Raw genomic sequence first — 21,257 nt, 5'->3', positions numbered from 1 at the left:
ATAGTATTCATTAAAATGCTTCGCTTTAGGTTGTTGATTCTTTCGTAAATTGTAAAATGACAACAATCACAATCAATGAATCCAGTTTTTAGGTAGAACCCTTTGTCCGCTACAAAGAAAATCGAGTCAAGGGACACTTTACTTTAGAAGGTCAAGAATTCTCTTCCCTGAATATGGCGATCGTAAAGATAAATCATCTAACTTTGACGATCGATTCGGTACTTGCGCGGTTGCCAATAACAGAAATATGGGGATTTGTCCTTAATGATTCTGGGGGAACGCTTTCAACTTTCGTCACAGTAAAGCGTGATTTCCTACCGATCGAACCTGGCAAGATTTATGAATTAGGTTTTGTCCCATTTAAGACTGATGTAGGAAAAGGCTTCATGGTAAACGCTTTTCCTCGCAATTCTGTCAATGATATCGAAAAGTATGCTTTAGAAGCTGCTGACGATATCCTCAACTCTGAGATAATTTTTGCCATGATAAAACATTGAATCAGTTAATAATTTAACTTGGCAGTTTGCCATTGCTTTGCCAGTTAAAAGCAATGGTAAACTGCGATAAAGTTAATAGATATACCCAAAGCGATCGTAATGCTTCGCTTTGAGGTTTTGATTCTTTTTTACCATTGGTAGAAACAGAAACAGAAACAAAAACCAAAACAGAAACTCATCTCAAACTTAGTCAGAACTAAAATTATGAACGTAATAATGATGGACGGATTTGCATTCAGAATTCCTGGTATCGCTAGCCGATATCGCGCATCTTGCGGTAAAGATTTCGGTTGCTTCGTAACAGGCGATACCAAAGGCATGAATGTCAGTAAAGCTGAAAAAGCGGGATTGACCCGTGGTGACTTTGTTGAGATGGCAATTTGTGCGATCGATAACAAAACGCTGACATTTGAACCTCATTACATCAATGAGCAATTTACCGAAGTCTGGGGCATCCCAGTCGCGGGTGAAATGAAAACCTTCTTCCATGAGAAATGCAGTGAACTCTCAACTTTCTTGATTCATCGCCAGTCTCAGGACAGGATGAAGGGACTGATTGAGGTATTTAGTCGATCGGCTTTTAATTCCTGGGTTGAGGAGGGGATGCAGGGCGACCACAACGAATATGCGAGGAACAAAGCTTCGGAAGCTTATTTCTCCAATATTTTTCGATTTCAACTGACCCTTACAGAGGGTAAACATGGGCCGTTCCACTATGTGGCAACGACGCTTCGCCCTCCTTCCAGCGCTCTTGATGAAGCAGCTCTGAAAGTTGTCCGTCAGATTCACGAAATGAAACAATCCGGGATAGATTACTGTAGCGACCCTCGCTTAGTTGAAAATCAGCAGATGTGCTTGGGCGGTGCAACAGTTCCAGTTGCAGATATTGCTGTTCCAGTAGCAGAGACTAAGCAGCTCAAAGGTAAATAATTCTGAAAGTTGGGGAGAAATCCCCAGCTTTTTTTAATTCAGTCAAACCAACTAATCAAGGAAAAAATTATGCCTACTAAGATTTCCTGGACGAATGAGACGTGGAATCCAATCGTTGGTTGCGAACAAATTAGTCCTGGTTGCGACAGATGTTATGCAAAAATGCTGGCTCAATCAGCGAGACTGCAACAATTCCCCCAATATCAAGAAGCTGCTAAATGGGACGGTACAATCGTCTTTGTTCCGTCTGCATTACTCAAACCATTTGGATGGAAAAATCCTCAGCTAGTTTTCCCTTCAATGAGTGACCCCGGACATCATAATGTCAAACGAGATGAGCTTGACCAAATTTTTGCAGTAATGTCGATCGCAGCAGAGCATCAGTTTCAGATTTTGAGCAAGCGACCGAAAGCAATCAAGCATTACATCAAAAATCTAACAGCCGATCGTCTCTACTCAGGGGCCAAAAACTTCTGGGATGAAAAGAAAATCCCAAAGAGGATTTTTCGATCGATTCCAAACCTTCGTCACTACTTCGATACTTTGGAATTTCCACTGAAGAATGTTTGGATCGGAAGCAGTGTCGAAAATCAGGATGTAGCCGATCGCATTCTTGATGTCAGAGATACTTCCGCCCACATCCGATTCATTAGTTGCGAACCGTTGTTGGAGCGCGTTAACCTCCGTAAATATCTCGGGATTTGTGTCGGCTGTCAGAGCTGTGAATTTCGCGGTGATCATCGCATAAGCAAACCGATGGTGGATTGGGTGATTTGTGGCGGAGAATCAGCCCGAAAAGCCAGCGATGCCCGAGTTTGCCATTTGGATTGGCTACGATCGATCGTTCAGCAATGTCAAATGGCTGATGTTCCGGTCAGTGTCAAGCAACTAGGTTCAAATCCGATCGATTCTCAAATGTACATTTCTGGAGTTGCGATGACGAGTTTCCAAGTCAAAGTCAAAGACCACACAGATCTTAATGAATTCCCTGAAGAACTGAGATGGCGACAACATCCAGTTTTCTAGATTGATTTGGATGCAGGTTTTTACTCTGAACCTGCATTCATACTTTGGTGAGGGCGCTACGCGATGTGGTATTGATTTTTATAACTAAAACAGTCATGACTCAACCAAATCGACCCGAAATTAAAGTTCGAGAAACCCGTCCGTCTGATGGTCTTTTGTACGATCGCAACTACTTTATTGCTTACTGGATTGAAGAAGGAGATTTAGAAGAGTTTCCCGATTATCCACCAGATGCAATAAATGGGTGCTGCGGTGATACCGAACAAGAAGCTCTTCAAAATGCTGAAAACCATTGGAGAATTCGAGAAGAAAATCATCGAGAAAACCGTGAAAAATTCTATGCCAAATACGGACGCTACCCTGATTGATGCTTAAAGATTTTAGTTTGGGTGCAGCTTCCCAGGCTGCATCCATTACTTGAATTTGCTTCGCTGTCGGGTAGTGACTTTTGGGAATACTTATATGTCACTACCCTACCTCAAGCAAATTCACAATTCAGACTCAGAAACTTCCTCTGATTTGATACATCCTTCAGCTATTCCATAGAATCGACCAGCTCTGAGATTAGCTAACCGACTACACTGGGATAGACTCAATATCGCACCAGAGTTACAAGCATTATTTCGCTATTACCGTAACACCTGTTCTCTTGCAGACAGAACCCAGGGCTTTGAAGCTGCTAAGTCTCCCAAAACTTACGATAAAATAGGTCAATTGCTGGCTAATATGTGGTCAAAGGAACAACTTACAGAAGTCCGAAAACTTAATTATTACAGTCGTGAAGCTTCGCTGTAGAGTGGGAGTCTTTTAGCTAATCGTTGACGAATGAACACTCAAATGTTAGAGTTTTTTGGACAACATACCCAAAAACAATATGTAAATCTGACCTCGAAAGCTTTGTTTGAATCGGAATTTATGGAGCCATATATGGGCCCGATTTTGTTCCCTTACTACAACCATTACTGTCTTATCTCATTTTTCGACATTAACATCTCAGACAAACACTTTGGCATTTTTGATAGCGGTTGTCATGCTGATAATCGGTACGATCGAATTGCTATGCTTCTCAAAAGAATTTAAAAAAGTTCTCAGAAAAAGTGACTGTTGTAGCTCGTTTACAACAGTCAATTCTCTAATTAGTGAAAACACTAAATCAATTATACCCTCATTATGCAAGTATTTCTTACTGGAACCGAAAGACTTGATAAATGAACGCGGAAATGTAAACGCAAACCTGAAACGGATGCCAGTCGAGAAAACTCGAATCATTTTAGTTAAGATTTGAACACCATGAAACCACTAAGTTTTGACCAAAATAACCCTAGCAGAAATAGAAGCCTCAAAATTATCGAGGTAGTTAACAAAGGTTTAATCAAGAAAATTCGAGACGATCGAACTTACAAGATGCCTCCAAATTACATTAATTGGCAGACTTTGAGTGGAGTTATCTCGGTAGCTCTGTCAAGTTGCACTGTTGAATATGTCAAAGTTGATGTTTCTGCATTTATCCATAGTTACCGTACAGCTCTCTGGTTTATTAGCGATGCTCCTATTTATTGCCTTACTGAGGAATTGATAGAAGCATTTGACCAGACTGATGCTCTAAAGAAACCTGGCATCCTTGCAAGTTGGCAACCATCATTACCTACTTTTCTGCTAGTGATACCTAAAGGCTTAATTTACACACCGGACGGCGGTGAAGTGGATTATCTAACAATTTATTGTAGCGATTCTGAACATCCTGAATGGAATTCAGGCAAATGGGGAAGCATTCAAATTCAGCCATTTAACCTGAAACACGATCGGTATTTCCAGATTTGCACCGTAGATTCATTAGAAACTGTTTGGACTTCAGGAACTGCGGTTAAAAGTGACGGTACTTTGCTTTATGATGAAACTGAAAATCTTGGCAGACATATTATCTCAACTGAAGATAAAGCATTTCTTCAACGCATCAGAAATTTGGCAATCAATGTATTGTTGACTTTGGAATTTTTACCGTCATTATTGACGACTGTAACTGACTCTGAAACCAAAACTAAAAGCAAGGGCTTTCAGGTGCTCGATCGGAGTTCTTCTAATGTCAGATATCCCCGCTGGCTGGGTAAGAATTACAAAAATTTCTCGGTAGTATCCGCAGAAAAAAAAACTCATTTCTCTCCGTGTAGTCACTGGAGACAGAAACATTGGAGAGTGTTAGAATCAGGGGAAGGTAAGCGCTGGATAGATAGTAAACGGCTTTGGATTCAACCTGTTTGGGTCGATCCCCAATAGCGGTTAATGAGCCTTAAAAGTAAATTACAATAGATAAAATACTTCTGAGGCTTAACTAATGATTACTCCAGGGACTGCATATAACTGTTTTTCAAAATTTATATTTGATGGTGATACTTTAAATCTAGATTTTCGAGGTACTGATTTAGGAGTAAGACTGCGCTGGATAGATACTCCTGAAGCTCAACGATCGGGAGTAACTAGCACAGACCCCAGAGTTCTTAAACATTGGGAATGGGCGCAAACGGCAAAAACTGCATTGATGAATATGGTGGCAAATAAACCAATTATTGCCATTCCGATCGAGAAAGACCAGTTCGATCGCTGGATATGCGACTGTTACTTTGACAAAATTTCAGCAGCAACAAATATCCAGATTCTTCAATGCAAGAGCGGAATGGGGGTAAGTTTCCTCCCATATAACCGCTTTGCTTACAACACCAGAGAGTTGACTGTACTCCGAGGAATTATTACTGAAACTGCCAGTGCTAACCGTAAAAAATTAGGGCTTTGGTCAGAGCCTGACCTAATTCTTCCTAACGAGTTCAAAAAATTAACCTTATCCTGAAAAACTATGAAATTAGCTGAACGAATTGTCAGATACATGGAAGCCAAGAAATATAGCTTGGCTCGGAAAGAGGGAGAAAAAAACATTATTTATGTAGAAGGGATGAACCCGGACGGAACCCTTAACGCTGATACTCCCAACCATTTCAACGATGCCCGACTGATTTTAGGATTCCGGGATGGACTGCCGACGATCGAAGGCGCTTGGGAAGCGACAACCGAACCAGGCTATTACTACACCGACAATCCCATGAACCCTAATGGAGCTGCCAGAATTGCTTTTGGGCAGTATCGAGCATGGCAAGTCGGACTTCATGGCTACTCTAACCCCCACGAAGCTCTTGTCCAGGTCGGACTTGTCAAAGTGCACCGGGATTGGAACAGGGACATGATGAGAACTGGTGATGAAATCCATGAAGGTTACTTCGGCATTAATCAACATCATGGTTGGGATCATCCAGTCGATAATATTCATACTGCCGGGGCTGGGTGTTTCGTCGGTCGCGATTCTACTGAACACTTTGACTTTATGGATCGAGTCATGTCTGACCCAAGGTACAAACATGACCCTGAATTTATCTATCCAACAACTATTATTGCAGCGGATAAATTGTTTGCTCCTATCTAATTTATGCACAGATGAAACAAGAGACTCTTGACTATATTGCTGCTTCGATCGGAACTGTTGCTATCATTTCTACCTATATTTTTTGGCTAGCTTCTAGACAAATTAAGGATAGTTTAGTTCATAAAATTGAGCAATTTGCCTATGATTTGACTAAAAAGCAAGAGAGCGATCAAATTACTGCTGGATACAAAATGCGACGCTGGCAAGATGTGAACAAACTTCGATTTGTTACTATAGAGTGTAGACTCGAAGCCATTGAACATAAATTAGAAATGGCTGCTTGCAATATTATCCAATCGATCGAAGAACAGCTTGACGATACAGACTCACGATTTTAAACTCAGTCAAAAACGATGAAATTAAGATTTAGAAAACCTACCGTTGATCAGTTAGACCTTATTTCCAGTGTTTTAGGAGCCGTTGCAGGAATCGCTCAATTATGTGCTGCTCGCAAATATATTAGTCTGGAAGATGCTGAATTTGTTGGGGGATTAGCATTAATTGGATGGGGATTTTTCTGTAACAAACCGCCCCGTATTAGTAACAAACAACAACGTTTACTTCATCCTGACTTATTACTGAATGAGCTGAGAGAGTAATACTATCAGCAAAACTCCAATCAATCCGCACAAAATACCAACTAGAAAAATCGTTAACTGATTCATAAATTTCACTCAAAATCTCATAGTAAAATCAACTTAACATGATTTTACTATGAGATTTATTTTTTGGTTATGGATTACGGATTATTCATCTTTTCCGCGATAACCTTCAGAGTTACTGCTGAACCAGCTACTATACCGAGAATTGCTCCAGCGGTAAAACTATCTACTGGATGTACCAACTTTTGCTCGGCGTACAGTTGAGCTGTTTTCTGTGCATCTTCTGCTAATTCTTTGGCAACATCGGGAACAATTTCGACTGTTGCTAATACAGAGGCTGTCAATGTTCCTGCCAAGAATACCGATTCGCCTGGTGTTGGTTTACGCATTTTGTCTCCTAATTCTCTCTTAGTTTTGGTTGACTTATTGTTGAAATTGATTATCGATTGAATAAACGATCGATTCGAGTTAGCTCTTTTCCAAGTAATCCTTGAATTTAGCTATCAGAGAAGGTGTGCCATGTTTCACTACCAGGTATTGAAAACATCTTTTACCTACATCTGAATAACTTTTTGGCTTCCGCCTCCCTTGGGTGAAACCCAAACCAACCTGAATGAGTTTACTTGGACTTTTATATTTATCGGATAATTTCAAAATGCGCTCAAAAAGTGCTGTTTCTGACTCATTTGGTAGTAATCTTGCGAAATCTTCGGCATCCCAGATAACTGGATAATTCTCTCTGTGTAATGGTTCTGGAGTTATCTCAGGTTTGATAACGTTATCTAAAGCTGATAATTTATCACTTGAGTTATCTGCTGAATTATCTGGCAAATTATCTGCGTTAAGAATGCCTTGTGATCGATGTAATTCTATTTGTCGATCGAGTTCTTCAGTGGTTGATTCGGCTAACCAATAATCCCACGAGACAGACTGATTTAATGCCCGATTTAGTTTGTCTATATCCGATTCTATTTCAGGTTCTGTTTGAAATTCTGTTTGAGATTCTGTTTGAAATTCTGCTTCAGGTTCTGTATTTTGCAAGCTAAGATTTACATTTTGGTTAACTGCTGAATTACTAATAACTTTATTGTCAGGTTCTAAACTAAAGCCATTAAATAACTCGTAAACCCATTCAGGACGTATCCAGTTCGGCAGAATAGAAATAGGTAAATCTTTGATGCACTCTCCCTCTTCATCTTTGATACCCGAAATAGTTCCTTTGAAAAGTGGCTGATATTTACTGTCCGATCGTAATTGAAGTTTGATAACTCCTGAGTTGACAGATTTACTGAAACCGTCACCCCCGCCGAAAGCAGCGTTAGTATCATTGTGAGCAATGAAGATAGGCGCTTCTTTGCCTTTGCGAGGGTCGCCAACAACTTTTCGGGTTAGTTTGCTGGCAGGTTCCGCCGTACCTTCTTCAAAGCCATATTGTGTCATCTCATCAAAGATAGATGTCAGCCAATCGTCCTTCAAAGTTCTGACCTTGAATCGATCGTACATAGCGTTAAGTTGTGCGCCAACCTCCTCAAAGTTTTGATTTGCGCCGTAGCCGGGAACGCCTAACTTAACCAGAGTTTTCCAGCATTCATCATAATTTTGGTGAAAGTGAGGGTCAGCGATCGAAATGATTTTGTGACCATATAAATAATGCCGACACAGTGCTAAAAAAGCTGCAAAGTAACTTTTAAAGCTACCCATATCCCCATAAATTAGAATGGGTTTGTGCATCAGTTGTGCAATCCAGCCTCCCTCATGCTCCTCAATCAATTTCAACAGCTTCGATCGGGCAGCAGCTATATATTCCGCTCTCTTCTCTTCTGCTGTTTTCTCTCTGGCCACACCACCAGGCACACTATCAACAACAGAATCAAAAACGGAATCTGTTTCTGTTTCTGACTGAGAATCAGAAGCAGTTTTTGTTTCTGGTATTGGGGGTTGTGAAGTTTTGAGAAGATGATCAAGAATTTCAGGGTGATCGTGAGCCATGACCCGGACATAATTCTGCTGAGTCTCGGCTTTGTAGACCTCAACAGAGGCATTAGCCCGAAGCTTCTCTTTGACCACTACCTCCTCAACCAGGACATCGGTGAGGGCGGAGTTAACAGCAGCATCAAGAGCTAGTTGTTTCAGTCGCTGCTCAAATTGCCAGAGCTCTTCTTGTTCGAGCTGCTCCTTTTTTTTCTGGCTGTTGTGCCAGCCAAAATATCCGCAGCCGATCGCAGCGAGAGAGCTGGCTTGCCGAACTCCCACCCAGCGATCGAAAGGAAGCGGCATCAATGCCAGACCGAGACAACAAAATGCTCCGAAAAATGACCCGATCGTTACCCTGTTACCCATGACTCATGACTCCTATCCTTTACCCAATCCCCAATACCCAAAATCCAATGCCCAATGCCCGATGCCCGATGCGCGCGATTTCCGATCCGATGCGCGAGATACCCGCGCGATGCCCGATGCCCGATGCCCGATGCCCGATGACCGATGACCGATGACTAATGACTAATGACTGATGACTGATGACTGATGACTGATGACTGATGAGTGAGGAGTGATGCCAAGACTTAAATCTCCCTGCTGCTGACTCAAATCATTACAGCCGTAGCAACAGGGAGGTAAGTATTATTTACTACCAGCACCAATGATCCACATAGCGAAGATGATAAAGATTGCGATCGCCAAACCATGCTGCCAGGTCAGGAGATAATACAAATCCCAGAAGCAGAGAATGCCTCCGATCGCCAGTGCTGCACCGCCCGTCCGCCAGAGTCCGAGATAAGTGCGATCGGCTGGCAACATGAAAAACAGACTGAGAGAGCCGATGACGATCGCCACGATTCCTAAGAAAAGATGTGACGGAAAGAGCCGGAATAAATTTGCTATGCCGATGCCGATCGAGAACTTCACTACCAAAAATAGCCAATTGTTGACATTTTTGAGGTGTTTCAGTTGCGCTGACGGCTTAAAAACGAGTGCTTCTTTCGGTGGCTGTGGTTGTTGTACAGCAGGCTTCGGATTTTGTGGTAATTGTGGAGTTTGTAAAAACATGGTTGGTGCATTTATTGAAGGTTTTGCCGTAGAGGAGACAACAATTGGGGCAAATCTCGATATTCTGTATTGCCGAAGCTTCAGCAACTACCAAATATCCGTAACGGTTGGGTACTTTTATCCCCGGTTCATGGTCATCTGTCGTTAACCAGCCTGTGTTTGTCGTAGCAGCAGCACCCTTCTTGTAATCGATCGAGCTGACTACTTTCAAAATTTGACCTTTAGAAATAATCAACTTTCACCTCTCATGAATTTACTAAATCTTGAGAAACCACGATTTATCTGCGAAGCAACACCATTGACTTTGCCTGCCATGTCGCCTGACCAATTCACCGCTACATTGATTGAATCCTTCGCTTTGCCTGTTGCTGAGCGTTGTGTTGTGGTTAAACCTGAAGCTGAAACAAATTGAGGTTGAGAGTAATTGGACTGACTAATTTGGAGTGGAGAAGAAGTCGAACCGCCGAGAGATGGATGGCTCAAGCCATGAGTACCGTATTTCAAACCGTATGCAGCTTGCTTATAGATATTGGTTTCTTCTTCTTTCCATTTTTCTAATTCAGCAGCAAATTCTGGATTTCCTTGCATCCTTAGAGTGGCTGCATCAACTTCGGCAACTTTCTTGGCAAGGGCAGCAATTAACGTGTTGTCCCAGAAAATTTTATCTTGTTCAACTTCCCCTGTGAATTGTTCTTGCTTTTTGGTAAGTCGATAATCTTCGACTTCAACTGTTGCGCCATACTTGGCACGAGCAACGGCAACATCTATCTGAGCTTTCTTAATTTTCTCAGCGCCTTTATAGCCAGCTTCCATCAGCCAGCCTTGGAACTCACGGAAACAGATTTGTGCGTCAATGAGTAGCTTGAATTTCTCTTTGATTTCGGTGATGTGGTCAAGAAACCATTTTGCTTGGATTGCCCGATCGCCGATCGCAGCCCAGCCCTGGGGAGTAAGTTGGTTCAAGTTAGCAGTTGTGATGCCAAAAACCTCATCCAACATTTGCTCACCTTCAGCATCAAGAGCGCCACCGACTAGCGTTGAGAGAAGGTAAGTCAATACATCTTGTTCTTGGTCAAGTAGTTGTTGCATTATTTTTCCTCTTAATCAAATTGTGTTGGATCATTAGGATCTAGATTATCGATCCACTTTATTGCATTAGACAAAGCTGTTTTTGTGTTGTAAGAAACACCTTGTTTTAGTCGATCGTACACACACCAATTCACTTTTGTGTTCAACTCAACCGATTTAAGCTGAATTACTAAGCCTAAATGTTCATATTCTTCAGCATCAGAGTCAGATTCTACAATGCCTCTTCTTTGGAGATTAAGCAAGAGTTTCATAGCTAAGTTGCTGACAGTGCGAGCGGACAACAAATTCAAGAATTTATCTAACATTATTGCTTACCCCTTCTAATTATTCATCGTCATAGTTCATAAAATTGTTAATCCACTGTTTGGCGGCTTTGAGGGAAGAGGTGCAATCGTAGGTCATGCCTTGATCGAGAAACCGATACATACCGTCGTAGACATACCAAATCCATTGTTCGCTCCAGCGTTCATCCCCATCTATGTGAAAGCATCTCAAACGGATAATCAATCCACAATGATCATATTCATCCGATAGTGGAGGATCTATTACCCATTCTGTGATTGCACCTTTGAGTTTTAGGTAAATCAACAACTGTTTGGTGAACGACAGGACGATCGAATCAGGCAACAGATTCAGTATTGGTTTGAAATTTTTACGCATTATTCTGGTAAACCATTCGGTGTTAGGTAAGCTGTAATTTTGACCATTTCTCCCGGTTCTGCTTTAGGAAGTTGGCGCTCAACTTGTTTCATTGCCTGAATAACGCAAATTTCCGCGTCACCGTAAAATGTAAAAATTTGGGTTGGGTGACGGCTGCTGAAAACGTAAATGTTTCGAGAATATTGATTGATGGGTTGAGCTTTGCCTAATAACCAATCAAACATCTATTTCTTCCTCAGCTAAAGTATCAATATCATCGGCTAGAAAGGCATTCGCCCATTTCAGAGCTAGGGCAATGGCATCATTTTCGGTAGTAGCTGTTCCATTTCTTAGGATGTCGGCATTTTGACCATTACAAACGAACCAATACCAGTACCAGTAATTCAACCTTGCACAGGGAACGATTTTGATTTCTAGTCCCATATAATAAAAAGTTTCGCCAGCGGTTTCATTTGGTTCGGGTGTCCAGTGCCGTAACTCATCTCGATCGTGTAAGTTTTCTACGATCGAGCTACCAATACTTTGAAGAAGGTTGACTGGCAGAAAATTCAAAACTTGTTTAAGCATTTCAGTTTCTAGTTGATGAACGTTTGTGATGAATGAAGAAAAGGTCAATATCATCAATTTGTCTTTGAGCAATAAGGAGAGCATCATCTCGACTACCAGCACTTCCTTGTTGAATCACGGTTTCTCGACAATCCCGGATGTACCAGTAACAATGGAATTTATCGTTAATTTTCCAGCTTTGAATACTTATCCATAAACCTAAGTATTCATGGTCTTTGGATTGAATTTCAGTTACTTGAAAATATCCCGGTCTACTCTTCAAATGACTCGATAAAACTTCGGCAACGTGGCTGACGATCGACTCTGGAAACAAGCTCAGTATTTCGTCAAGCATGGCTTATTCCAAATAAGTTTTAATTTCTACTTCCTCTCCCAGTTCAGGTCTGGGTAGCTGGCGTTCGACTTCTTTCAGCGCCCGAATCGCGCAGACTTCAGTGTCGCCGTAAACTGTAAAAACTTTTGTTGGGTGACGGCTGGTTATAACGTAAACTTTTCGAGAATATCTATTGGCAACTTTCGCTGTTCCGAATAACCAATCAAGCATCTATTTGTTCCTTCTGTTTCTAATTAATCTCATCATCCTCGCTCATAAAGTTATTAGTCCATGCCATAGCTAAATCATAGGCATCATTTTCAGTTGTTGCTGTGCCAGTTTTGAGAATGTTGACACCTTCCCCGTCGTAGATAATCCAATCCCAATCCCAATAATCTAGTCGAGCTTTGGGAGTAATTTTGATTTGTACGCCTGAGTAGTAAGATGGTTCCCCTTGCTCTGATTTATTCCACCCAATCATTTCTCGTTGCTGTAAATTTTTTACGACTTCATTATGCAACTGACGAAGAATCTCTATTGGTACTAAGTTCAACATTTTTTGAATCATTGTTAATTTCCTACAACTATTTGAACGATCATCAAAATTATCACAACCACAACCACCAGATAAAGAAAATTGATAGCAATAGCTACCAAATACAGCGATGCCCGCATCTGAATAATTCTCAGGGAATTGACAGCGAACCATTCAGTATATCCATCCAACCCTTGTTTTCTTAAAACATTGTGTTTTTTTAATATTTGGTGCATGACAATTTCGGTCAGCCTCATATTCATTGTCGGTGCGATCGCCTTGATAATTAAATTGCTTTGGTATTCTTCTGAAAGATAGTATCTGCGTCGTTTCGGTGTCCCGCTTAAGCCGACTTTGCACATAGTGATACCCTCTGCTAGCACTGCCAACGGGTCATGGAAAATATAGACAAAACCCGGTCTGTAATAGTTCTGTTTCTTGATTTTCTTCGGTATCCTCTCCCCCCGTAATATTGGCTTTGGTTTGGGTTTTGGCTTTGGTTTCATAATTTTCCTTGCTTTAGTAGAGATATTTGATGATTCAGTAACGCAATCTTTTGCTGACCCAGTTTCGTTGTCCGATTGGCTAACGTTTTAATTTCGTTGTCAGCCTCAATTCGTGTATTAATGTCAGATGATTTTCTCGGTTTTTCTAGTTCCTCACAGCGGGCGTTGTTCGATTCAATTTCTGCTTGGAGTTCATCTATCGACATTTCGACCGCTTTCTTCAATTTGCCTTTTTTGGCTGTACTTTTTTTGCTTTCGTTTCAGGTTCAGGTTTAGGTTCAGGTTTTGGCTTAGAAATTTCATAAAGTTGACCTTTCATTAACACCAGTTGCTGTTTAACTAAGCGTTCATTCCGTCTGGCTAAAGAGAGAATTTGTCTAGTCAGTTCTAGCTGAATTTTGCTGTCAGTCTCTTTTTCCGACTGATTTGCGAGTCGTTGTTTAGCCAAGGTATTTTTTTGATGTTCCTTTTCTAATTCCTCATAAGTCATGTCGGGGATGCTTTTACGTCCCATCTCATCTCCTATTTGTTATGACTGTTGTTATTGTTACTACCGATTGATGGTGCAATTTGATAAATTTTCTGGTTATTAACTGTTTGGTTGCCGTGAACGATCGTCGGTCGCGCTTCATTCACAGCTTCTTTGTACCCAGTTTGATAGCAAACTGCACCGAAACCTACAATAAGGGCTGGAACGGCACCACAAATTAAAGAACCCACCCATATCGAGCCTTTTCCAGATTCTTCAGTAATTTCTGTAGAATCTGTAGAATCTGTGAGTGAATCGTTAGAAAATTGGTCATTCATGATTGTTTAATTCTTGCGACTGTGTGTTCTTGATCATTAGTTGACAGTTCGAGCCAACCTTCATCACCCATATCTTGGACATCGATTTCAACACGCCATTCTTGAATTAGAGTACAGAATGAAATTTCGGGTACACTACCTACTCCAAATTCTTTCAGAAACTCAAGAATGGTTTTCATATCATTCGTTGGCTCCATTCTTCCTCTTGCTGAACTTGATGAACACTAACATTTAGCAAACCCCCGTCATAAATACTGAAGCTGAACTCACAGGATAGGGATTGGCGGGAGCGGTAAAAATTGAAATCAACCACTGAATCATTGCTCTTTCCTCTTGTCTAGATTGAGGTGTAGATTTCTTGGTACAGGAACAGGAACAAGAACAGGAACAAGAACAGGAACAGGAACAGGAAGGGGAACGCAAGCTCGCATAGATAACTAAAGCAGTGAATAGTTTTTCTCTGTGAGCTTGCCTAGCTTGATGCTCCAGAACTAGGCGATCGTTATAAACTTCAGCTAGTTCTCTGCAAGATTCGATTAGCCCCAAAGTCCAGTAATCTGTTTCGATTCCTGTTTTTTTCCCGGTAAACTCCCGCCACGCAAATCTAAAGGAGTCGATCGAATAGAGTCAGTGATTGAACCAAAATTTGCTCGAACTTTAGTTGCTCTGTCTTGAAGTTTGCCCACTACATTTGCGCCCAGGGCAATGCAAAAAGTATCAACTATTTGCTCAGATGCTGCCTCAGCAACATCAGTCATTGCTAAGCTGGCTTCTTGAGTGAGCGATCGAATAGCAAGTACCATTCCATTGGTTTCTTCTTCCGCGTCGCGGTGTTCACTATGATCAACCGCAGTCTCGTCAATATCATCATTTTGAGCTTCCGCTGCGGTGCCTGTCCGTTTGCCAGCTATTTGTAACAGTGCGTCTGCTGGGGACATCATTTGTTCTCGTACCAGTCGGTAATATTCAGTCACTTCGAGAGCATCAGCCTCTAAAACCTGAGAGTTCTGCCAATCTTTCTGACCCAGGGCTTTACGGACATTGGTGATGTCGCTAACTTTGCCCAGGCCAAGTTGAGCTTTGAGTTCGATTCTTGAAATACTCATCTGTGTTGATTCCTATGTTTTGTAAGTAATTGCGGGTTTTGTCGATATCTCGATCGCAGCTCAAAAAGATTTCCTCTAGCTGAACCAGACACCATTTTGAAAAATCCGAGAATTTGCGACTATAGAGCGATCGGTCAATTTCTGGGCATTCTTCCTCAAGCAGCGCCAATCTTCGTTTAAAAGTTGCTTCTGCCATTGGCTTATTCGTTTTGTTGGAAATCTTGCCCAGTTCTGCCCTTAACTCCGATCGCGTCCAGAAATTGCGCCTACCCGATTCTTCTGTAACTTGCGCTGTTATTGTCTTTCGGCGTTTCATCTCTTTGTATGAGCTAATTTAGGGATAGCTGGCGCTGTCTTTCAAGTAGCTCACAGGCATTTAAAAAAAATTATCGTAGCTTGCGGGGCGCGAACGCGCCATCGTCCCGTCCGCTTCCTTTTGGGACTGCTGGTTCCGGGCTTTTAGCTTTGGGGTAAGTTTTCGTTGCGTCCCAGTAGCCATATTCCCGTGCTTGTTCCAAAACTTTGCGAGCTGCTTCTTGAGCCGTTTTGCCGAAACCTCTGACAATGCAGTTGGGGTTGAACGAACGTTCAACCACAACTAGATGCTGTTGCTGTAGTAACATAATGCTGTCTCCTAGTGCCGTGTACCGGCATTGGTAGAAAGTCTGGTGAACGTGTTGACGCACGTTTACCAGGCGTTTTTGCAAATGTAACACTAAATTAGTGTAACGTCAAGAAAAACTTATAAAGTTTCTAAGTTTTCCATTATCCTGATTTGAGTAGTCAAAGGATTTTATGGGATTTTATGGGATTTCATGGCAAAAAGTAGGGATAGTCGCGATCGGATCAGCGTTACATTCGACGTGGGGCAGTTGCGGGAGCGATTAAAAGCTCAGGCGATTGAGCCGAGCCAGTCACTGGCATCGATCGTCAGGATGGCTGTGCTCGAATGGCTTGAGCAACGGGAAGCTGTCCAATCTGAAGAATCTGAAAATTCTGAGAATTCTTAAAAAAAGGATTAAATTGATATATCAGTTATTGAAAATGCTAAAAATCTATATACAGTAAGTATTACAAGTAAAATGAAACTATTTTGAGGTGGCAACTTTGACCCCTCCCTTGCCAAGTACAAGCCCCAGAAACAAGAATCCATTTCTGTTTCTGACCTCTTTGACCACTTTGTCAAGTACAAACGCCTTAAAATCGAGCGTTCTAGTTTGGCTAAATATCTTGGGTTACAAAAACGTGTTTCTGTGTTTTTCAGAAACAAAACGTGTTTTTGTGTTTCTGAGAGAGTAGTATAGAAGTTTAGGGGGTCAGCCGAGACACCCAAAAACTTAAGCAGGGGAAGCCGCAGCCCTGAGATGGCGGCACTGTTCCAGCGAGTGCGTAGCACGGGCGATGCGCTATGCGCCTCGCTTTTCTGTCACCTGTGGGTTGGTGAGACTTTTAACTCTTCTGTAAGTGGGTATGGAGAAAAACGCAATCCGAAAGCTGCCAATAAAGCTTGCAAAAGAAACAGAGATCGAATTGTGCCGCTAATTCCTCGGTTACAACAACTACTTCTCGATCGCATACCTAAAAATTGGCAAACTGAACCGAAAAATAACCCAATTTTTTACCGACTAAATTTTTTACAGTATTTTTTACAGTGTCGAAAGAGGTCGTCGAAAGAAGTACGATCGACGGCAAGAATTTCTGCAATCCCTACTCTTATTTAAGTCACCTCACCTTTGCAATACAGAGTTATAGAGAACTTTTCCACCAGGATTGGGTTCCCAGTGAATGCCTTCTAAAATTTTACTTTGTTGTCTGTACCTGATTACGCTCCTTGTACTATGACCGAATAGGGTCGCCCAGGCGTGTCAAAACCTCTCTTAAAGCCCTTAACACCCTATTTAGAAATGGTGAACTTCGCCACCATGATGATTAATTAAATGTTTAATAACATTATCCTTAATCATGTTTCTCCGAACCATTTCAATGAGCAATATCTGCGCTTCTTCAGCCGAAAGTGATTGAGTCTCATCCGAATAAACTTTGAGTTTAAATTGCTGTTCAAGCGTAAGTTCAGTTGAAAGCTTATTCGATTGATCTTCATCTTCCCCTGTTCTTTCAGTGGTCATAGTCTCTACTGTTTTAAATGTCTGTTTCCTGGTTGTTTTTCGGGTATGTTAGAGAATCCGTGAATAGGGAATCGGTTGAAGAATTGTTATTTTTGAGGGTTATCAATTGATTGATTCGATCGCGAGTCTCCGCACTTTCCCCCTCCAGCCACTGAACTATCACAGCCACGTCGTACTTAGTCCCTGGTGTCTGCCAACCGTACATTTGTGTTAGCAGAGCTTGCATCCGTTCGGGATGGTATTCATTCCACCAAATCAGAGCTATATCTCGCAGTTTCTCTGCATCTTCTTCACTAATTAATTGGTTGGCTACGGGTTCAGGTGTGGTTGGTGTGGGCGCAGAATTTGGTGTTGATGTCGCTTCACTTATAGTTTCGGCTGGCGTGACCGGTATGGATTCCTCTGCGGGTTCCTCTACAGGTTCAGATGTGGGTTCAGATGTTGGTGTGGTTGGTTCGTCTATGGTTTCAGGGGTTTCGGGGGTTTCAGGGGTTTCGGGGGTTTCGGGGGTTTCGGGTTCAGGGGCTGCAAGTAATGCAGTGAAGGTGGCTTTTTCAGCTTCGGTCAGGCTTGCCCAGACTTTTTGGCGATCGGCTGCACCTGCTCCGCAAACTTCCTTCAAAACACTCTGGATATTTCTGGCTAATTCCGGGTCGCCGGCTTCGAGCACTGTCCGAATATATTCGAGTAGGCCAGCTTCTTCTCTTTGTTGCTGAGTTTGCTGATCAACCTCATTTTTTGAAAGATCAACCTCATTTTCGGTAGGTCGATCGGAATCAAAGCCTTGCTCTGTAAGGTTTTGATCGACCCGATCAACCTGATCAACCTTTTCACCCAAACTTTGCAAATCTTCTGCTGCCGTCGCCTCATTTTTCAACTCAGCGCTCGGATCGGAAATCGAATTACCGCTCGAGTTGGAAGTTGGTTCAGAGGTTAGCTCAGAGGTTAGCTCGGAGGTTGGCTCGGAGGTTGGATAAACAGTCTGCTCAGAAATTAGTAAAGTTTGAGAAACAGGATGATCAGGTTGATCAGGTTGATCAAATGCTTCTGTAGCAGGGTGATCAACCTTACGATCGACCTCGTTTTTTTGGTCGATTTTCAAAACTTGAGGTTGATCAGCAGCCTCAACAGGGATTGAATCAACCTCATTTTCACCAACAGCGACGGGTTCGGGAACGGGTTCGGGAACGGGTTCAGGAACGGGTTCGGGAATGGGTTCAGTTTTGCACCAAACTCGAACTCGTTTATTGGATATCGATCGGAACTCTCGCTCCCAGCCAAATTTCTTGAGGATAGCGGTACAGCGCATTTGGTGCGATCGCTCTTGTCTGCTCAGGTCAACTTGGAGATGAGTGAGCAGATCGCTAAGCTGAACATATCCCCGGTGCTCGATAAAATTTTCGATGACATCTTCCCAGGGATCTGATGACTGAAACTCTTGAGCAACGTGCTCGGCAGTCTCTTCATCTTCATAATCGAGGCAAGGTTCTTCGCCAGATTGGTAAGCCAGCATCGCAGCAGCCCAAATATCATCTCGTTCTCTCTTTAACCGTTTGGTATCGATCCGGTGTTGGACCGGGATTACCCAAAATCGCCGGTTGCCTGTTTCATCAGCCAGAAATTCTTGTTTGTTGGTGGTTGCGACAATGATGCTGGGTCGGTTGAAGTCTTCAATATCTCGGCAATATGGCGGTCGAATTTTGTCTGTCCCGGTGGATAAAAAAGCTTTGGTTGCGCTGACATCGCGCCGTCTGAAAATACTTTCTAGTTCTGCCCATTCAACAAACCAAGCTTGGTGCAATTTGAGTCTTTCATCTTTATCAGAGACAGTCCCCAGAGAATCGTCAAAGTATTTGTCTCCCGCAAGTATCTTAAAAAAAGTGGACTTTCTATAGCCCTGCTTCCCTTGCAAAATCAGAACTGTGTCTATTTTGCAGCCTGGCTCAAAAGTCCGCTTGACAGCGCCAATTAATGTTTTGCGGACGAACATTTCATAAATTGGATCGTTAACACCAAAGTATTTTGCAGCCAGACTATCTAAAATCGAAGTATCTGAAGCCACTGGCAGAGAATTTAGATACTCTTGAATAGGTGAATATTGATTTTCCACGGCTATTTCTGTGAGAATGTCTTGGACATCTTCTCTACTCGATCGAGCCAATACTCCGTGTCTGATTGCGAGTTGAAGACGGACTCGATCGAGAGATACTGGTTTCCCATCTATTTCGATTCGTTTGCTGAGTGTGTTTAGCCTGATCCGCTTCCCAAAATGTCTATTCAACTTTTTGTAATCCTGAATCATCTTGTCATCAGAATTGAAAATATTGAAACCCGATGACTTTTGATTTTCTAACTCAGCAACAGAATCAGCAACAGAATCAGGAACAGAATTAGGAAGAGAAGTAGAATCAGATTCCGGTGAGAAACCTAAATCAAAGGGTTGCTGAGCTTTGAGAAAGCGCCAGTATACGCCTTTGATGCAGCTTTCTACTCCATCAGGAATATAGTGTTTGATAGAAGATATGGGGTTGGATTTAAGAGCCGAATCCCACACCTGCTGCCATTCATCCTCATCCCATCCGCCACCGGGTGAACAACGGCGACAAGCATCCAGAAACAATGTATAAGCATCATCATCTGTAAGTTGTCCAAGTCGCTGGAACTCTGTCTGAACTCCAAGTAAATCTCTGGCGAGCATTGCCATTGATGTATTTCTTCGAGTTTCGACGCCATTCAAATAAACCTTAGCCTTGCCCAAAGCGGAATCCAAGGGTATGGCGATCGGCACCGGAACCTTAAGATCCTTAAATTTTATCTTTTTGGTTCCTGGCGCGGGGAGAGTTTCTGTCGGCTTTATAAGTGTTGCTGTTGACGTACTCGGACTTCCTGTACCGTTAGCGGTATTTTCAATACTTATCGGTCTAGAAGAATTGACTAATAAGTCGAGTAAGTTTTGCTGATTTCGCTCCTCCTTTCTTCTTTGCTCAAGTTCCCGGAATAATCTAATGAGACGTTCCCGCAAATCATTGTAATTGTATCGAATACCTGATTCACTGACAATTTCTGACTTGACTGGTTGGCGATCGGGTTTGACGTGCCAACCCCCTGCTAGGCGAAACACCCTACTAGGATTTTTATTACTTTCATCAGCTTCCATGATCTCGATGAGAAGCACTTGCAGTTCGCGCCACTGTTCCGATGTAATAGGCTCCTCAAACAGCCAATACGGCTGCATCGACTTATCACCGCTAAATATGGTGAACGTCGGCTCTACAAAGTTTACAGCACTCCATTTTTCAAATTGTTCAGCCAGCGGTATATCGTCCCATTCGCAGAAAATACCGCAACAACGGGTGATATCAGCATCGGTGTGACCAGTGCCACCAGCGCCGTTAACAACTACATAGACACCGCGATCATCTGTTTGGTATTGTTCAATTTGTTGCCAGTCTAAGCCAGAGAGTTTGCGCCCTTTATCTTTTTTCTTACGATCGTCTGTGGAATAAAAGAAAAATCTCAGAAAAGCTTCACCTGGTGCGTATCCCAGGTAAGTGAGATGTTTTTCTGCTAATTCACGATCGATCACGATTTTATTACTCACGTCTTTGCTACTCCTGATTTTATTCCTGATTTTTCAACTCCAGATTGATTCAAGGAGTTGATAAGAGTCTGCAATTTAAATTGCAAACGGTCTATTTCGGCAGTTAGATGGTTGCGTTCTACCTCCATATCAACAATTTGTTGTTGAAGACAAGTAATTTTCCTGCGATCGGCTGTTTCCTTCTTCTGTTGTGCAGTTTTTTGGAGTGTTTTTTTAGGTTCAGCGGCTGGTTCATTAAGTGATTCAGTAGTTGGTTGAGCAAGTTGGTCGGCTATACATTCACAGCACAAACCGCCAGTCAACTTCGCAAAACGACGTTTACCATCTTTGTGGTAATTGGTACGGCACCATCCGTTTATGGTCATCAGAACCTCT

The 21,257-nt window shown here is 42.3% G+C and carries 32 protein-coding genes; 11 read left to right on the top strand and 21 right to left on the bottom strand.

Features of this window, described 5'->3' with window-relative positions; genetic code table 11:
- The first annotated feature begins 173 nt into the window (after positions 1-173).
- From QUA83_RS06730 to QUA83_RS06685, 10 genes are all read left to right on the top strand, one after another.
- Entirely contained in the window at positions 174-497 is a 324-nt protein-coding gene (locus QUA83_RS06730) for a hypothetical protein (protein ID WP_333292228.1), read from the top strand.
- A 204-nt stretch (positions 498-701) separates the two neighbouring features.
- A complete protein-coding gene (locus QUA83_RS06725; protein WP_333292227.1) occupies positions 702-1,427 on the top strand; it encodes a hypothetical protein in 726 nt (241 codons plus the stop codon).
- A 69-nt stretch (positions 1,428-1,496) separates the two neighbouring features.
- Positions 1,497-2,453, top strand: coding sequence for a DUF5131 family protein (locus tag QUA83_RS06720; RefSeq protein ID WP_333292226.1), 957 nt, complete (start codon positions 1,497-1,499; stop codon positions 2,451-2,453).
- Between the two features lie 95 nt (positions 2,454-2,548).
- Positions 2,549-2,821 carry a hypothetical protein gene (locus QUA83_RS06715; RefSeq protein ID WP_333292225.1) on the top strand — a complete coding sequence of 91 codons (273 nt, stop codon included), beginning with the start codon at positions 2,549-2,551 and terminating at the stop codon, positions 2,819-2,821.
- Between the two features lie 457 nt (positions 2,822-3,278).
- Positions 3,279-3,533, top strand: coding sequence for a hypothetical protein (locus QUA83_RS06710; RefSeq protein ID WP_333292224.1), 255 nt, complete (start codon positions 3,279-3,281; stop codon positions 3,531-3,533).
- A 210-nt stretch (positions 3,534-3,743) separates the two neighbouring features.
- Positions 3,744-4,727, top strand: a complete 984-nt coding sequence (locus QUA83_RS06705; protein ID WP_333292223.1) for a hypothetical protein — start codon at positions 3,744-3,746, stop codon at positions 4,725-4,727.
- Positions 4,728-4,785: 58 nt separating this feature from the next.
- Positions 4,786-5,295, top strand: coding sequence for a thermonuclease family protein (locus QUA83_RS06700; protein WP_333292222.1), 510 nt, complete (start codon positions 4,786-4,788; stop codon positions 5,293-5,295).
- 6 nt (positions 5,296-5,301) lie between these two features.
- Positions 5,302-5,922, top strand: coding sequence for a hypothetical protein (locus tag QUA83_RS06695; RefSeq protein ID WP_333292221.1), 621 nt, complete (start codon positions 5,302-5,304; stop codon positions 5,920-5,922).
- Between the two features lie 11 nt (positions 5,923-5,933).
- The gene (locus QUA83_RS06690; protein WP_333292220.1) at positions 5,934-6,260 is read left to right on the top strand and encodes a hypothetical protein; all 327 of its coding nucleotides are present in this window, start codon (positions 5,934-5,936) and stop codon (positions 6,258-6,260) included.
- 15 nt (positions 6,261-6,275) lie between these two features.
- A complete protein-coding gene (locus QUA83_RS06685) occupies positions 6,276-6,521 on the top strand; it encodes a hypothetical protein (RefSeq protein ID WP_333292219.1) in 246 nt (81 codons plus the stop codon).
- A 140-nt stretch (positions 6,522-6,661) separates the two neighbouring features.
- On the opposite strand, the gene QUA83_RS06680 is transcribed toward QUA83_RS06685, so the two are convergent.
- From QUA83_RS06680 to QUA83_RS06595, 18 genes are all read right to left on the bottom strand, one after another.
- A complete protein-coding gene (locus QUA83_RS06680; protein WP_333292218.1) occupies positions 6,662-6,913 on the bottom strand; it encodes a hypothetical protein in 252 nt (83 codons plus the stop codon).
- 79 nt (positions 6,914-6,992) lie between these two features.
- Positions 6,993-8,864: a hypothetical protein gene (locus QUA83_RS06675; RefSeq protein WP_333292217.1), complete on the bottom strand. Its 1,872-nt coding sequence runs from the start codon at positions 8,862-8,864 to the stop codon at positions 6,993-6,995.
- A gap of 282 nt (positions 8,865-9,146) precedes the next feature.
- Entirely contained in the window at positions 9,147-9,572 is a 426-nt protein-coding gene (locus QUA83_RS06670; RefSeq protein WP_333292216.1) for a hypothetical protein, read from the bottom strand.
- A 231-nt stretch (positions 9,573-9,803) separates the two neighbouring features.
- On the bottom strand, positions 9,804-10,661 hold the full coding sequence (locus QUA83_RS06665; protein WP_333292215.1) for a hypothetical protein: 858 nt from the start codon (positions 10,659-10,661) through the stop codon (positions 9,804-9,806).
- 11 nt (positions 10,662-10,672) lie between these two features.
- Positions 10,673-10,966, bottom strand: a complete 294-nt coding sequence (locus QUA83_RS06660; protein ID WP_333292214.1) for a hypothetical protein — start codon at positions 10,964-10,966, stop codon at positions 10,673-10,675.
- Between the two features lie 19 nt (positions 10,967-10,985).
- Positions 10,986-11,321 (bottom strand): hypothetical protein, encoded by a 336-nt coding sequence (locus QUA83_RS06655; RefSeq protein WP_333292213.1) that lies wholly within the window; start codon positions 11,319-11,321, stop codon positions 10,986-10,988.
- Positions 11,321-11,545 (bottom strand): hypothetical protein, encoded by a 225-nt coding sequence (locus QUA83_RS06650; RefSeq protein ID WP_333292212.1) that lies wholly within the window; start codon positions 11,543-11,545, stop codon positions 11,321-11,323. Before QUA83_RS06650 ends, QUA83_RS06655 begins: the two co-directional genes overlap by 1 nt.
- Positions 11,538-11,888, bottom strand: a complete 351-nt coding sequence (locus tag QUA83_RS06645) for a hypothetical protein (protein ID WP_333292211.1) — start codon at positions 11,886-11,888, stop codon at positions 11,538-11,540. Before QUA83_RS06645 ends, QUA83_RS06650 begins: the two co-directional genes overlap by 8 nt.
- Before the next feature lies 1 nt (position 11,889).
- A complete protein-coding gene (locus QUA83_RS06640; RefSeq protein ID WP_333292210.1) occupies positions 11,890-12,222 on the bottom strand; it encodes a hypothetical protein in 333 nt (110 codons plus the stop codon).
- 3 nt (positions 12,223-12,225) lie between these two features.
- Positions 12,226-12,432 carry a hypothetical protein gene (locus QUA83_RS06635; RefSeq protein WP_333292209.1) on the bottom strand — a complete coding sequence of 69 codons (207 nt, stop codon included), beginning with the start codon at positions 12,430-12,432 and terminating at the stop codon, positions 12,226-12,228.
- A gap of 19 nt (positions 12,433-12,451) precedes the next feature.
- The gene (locus QUA83_RS06630; protein ID WP_333292208.1) at positions 12,452-12,757 is read right to left on the bottom strand and encodes a hypothetical protein; all 306 of its coding nucleotides are present in this window, start codon (positions 12,755-12,757) and stop codon (positions 12,452-12,454) included.
- 14 nt (positions 12,758-12,771) lie between these two features.
- On the bottom strand, positions 12,772-13,242 hold the full coding sequence (locus QUA83_RS06625; RefSeq protein WP_333292207.1) for a GIY-YIG nuclease family protein: 471 nt from the start codon (positions 13,240-13,242) through the stop codon (positions 12,772-12,774).
- A 220-nt stretch (positions 13,243-13,462) separates the two neighbouring features.
- Positions 13,463-13,756 (bottom strand): hypothetical protein, encoded by a 294-nt coding sequence (locus QUA83_RS06620; RefSeq protein ID WP_333292206.1) that lies wholly within the window; start codon positions 13,754-13,756, stop codon positions 13,463-13,465.
- Between the two features lie 8 nt (positions 13,757-13,764).
- Positions 13,765-14,049: a hypothetical protein gene (locus QUA83_RS06615; RefSeq protein WP_333174002.1), complete on the bottom strand. Its 285-nt coding sequence runs from the start codon at positions 14,047-14,049 to the stop codon at positions 13,765-13,767.
- Positions 14,046-14,228 (bottom strand): hypothetical protein, encoded by a 183-nt coding sequence (locus tag QUA83_RS06610; protein WP_333292205.1) that lies wholly within the window; start codon positions 14,226-14,228, stop codon positions 14,046-14,048. Before QUA83_RS06610 ends, QUA83_RS06615 begins: the two co-directional genes overlap by 4 nt.
- A 357-nt stretch (positions 14,229-14,585) precedes the next feature.
- On the bottom strand, positions 14,586-15,155 hold the full coding sequence (locus tag QUA83_RS06605; RefSeq protein WP_333173998.1) for a hypothetical protein: 570 nt from the start codon (positions 15,153-15,155) through the stop codon (positions 14,586-14,588).
- On the bottom strand, positions 15,103-15,471 hold the full coding sequence (locus tag QUA83_RS06600; protein WP_333173995.1) for a hypothetical protein: 369 nt from the start codon (positions 15,469-15,471) through the stop codon (positions 15,103-15,105). The genes QUA83_RS06605 and QUA83_RS06600 overlap by 53 nt, the downstream gene beginning before the upstream one ends.
- A gap of 70 nt (positions 15,472-15,541) precedes the next feature.
- Entirely contained in the window at positions 15,542-15,778 is a 237-nt protein-coding gene (locus QUA83_RS06595) for a hypothetical protein (RefSeq protein WP_333292204.1), read from the bottom strand.
- A 192-nt stretch (positions 15,779-15,970) separates the two neighbouring features.
- Between QUA83_RS06595 and QUA83_RS06590 the strand changes: the two genes are divergently transcribed.
- Positions 15,971-16,165, top strand: coding sequence for a hypothetical protein (locus tag QUA83_RS06590; RefSeq protein WP_333173991.1), 195 nt, complete (start codon positions 15,971-15,973; stop codon positions 16,163-16,165).
- 888 nt (positions 16,166-17,053) lie between these two features.
- On the opposite strand, the gene QUA83_RS06585 is transcribed toward QUA83_RS06590, so the two are convergent.
- From QUA83_RS06585 to QUA83_RS06575, 3 genes are read right to left on the bottom strand one after another with little or no spacing between them, the layout of a single operon-like run.
- Positions 17,054-17,281 carry an NblA/ycf18 family protein gene (locus QUA83_RS06585; protein WP_333292203.1) on the bottom strand — a complete coding sequence of 76 codons (228 nt, stop codon included), beginning with the start codon at positions 17,279-17,281 and terminating at the stop codon, positions 17,054-17,056.
- 13 nt (positions 17,282-17,294) lie between these two features.
- Positions 17,295-20,882, bottom strand: a complete 3,588-nt coding sequence (locus tag QUA83_RS06580; protein ID WP_333292202.1) for a virulence-associated E family protein — start codon at positions 20,880-20,882, stop codon at positions 17,295-17,297.
- Entirely contained in the window at positions 20,879-21,247 is a 369-nt protein-coding gene (locus QUA83_RS06575; protein ID WP_333292201.1) for a hypothetical protein, read from the bottom strand. The genes QUA83_RS06580 and QUA83_RS06575 overlap by 4 nt, the downstream gene beginning before the upstream one ends.
- Positions 21,248-21,257: the final 10 nt, after the last annotated feature.

The sequence above is a fragment of the Microcoleus sp. K1-B1 genome (assembly GCF_036704705.1).
GTDB lineage: Bacteria > Cyanobacteriota > Cyanobacteriia > Cyanobacteriales > Microcoleaceae > Microcoleus.
Note: the sequence above shows the minus strand (reverse complement) of the source record. Positions and strands in the feature narration are given on the sequence as shown.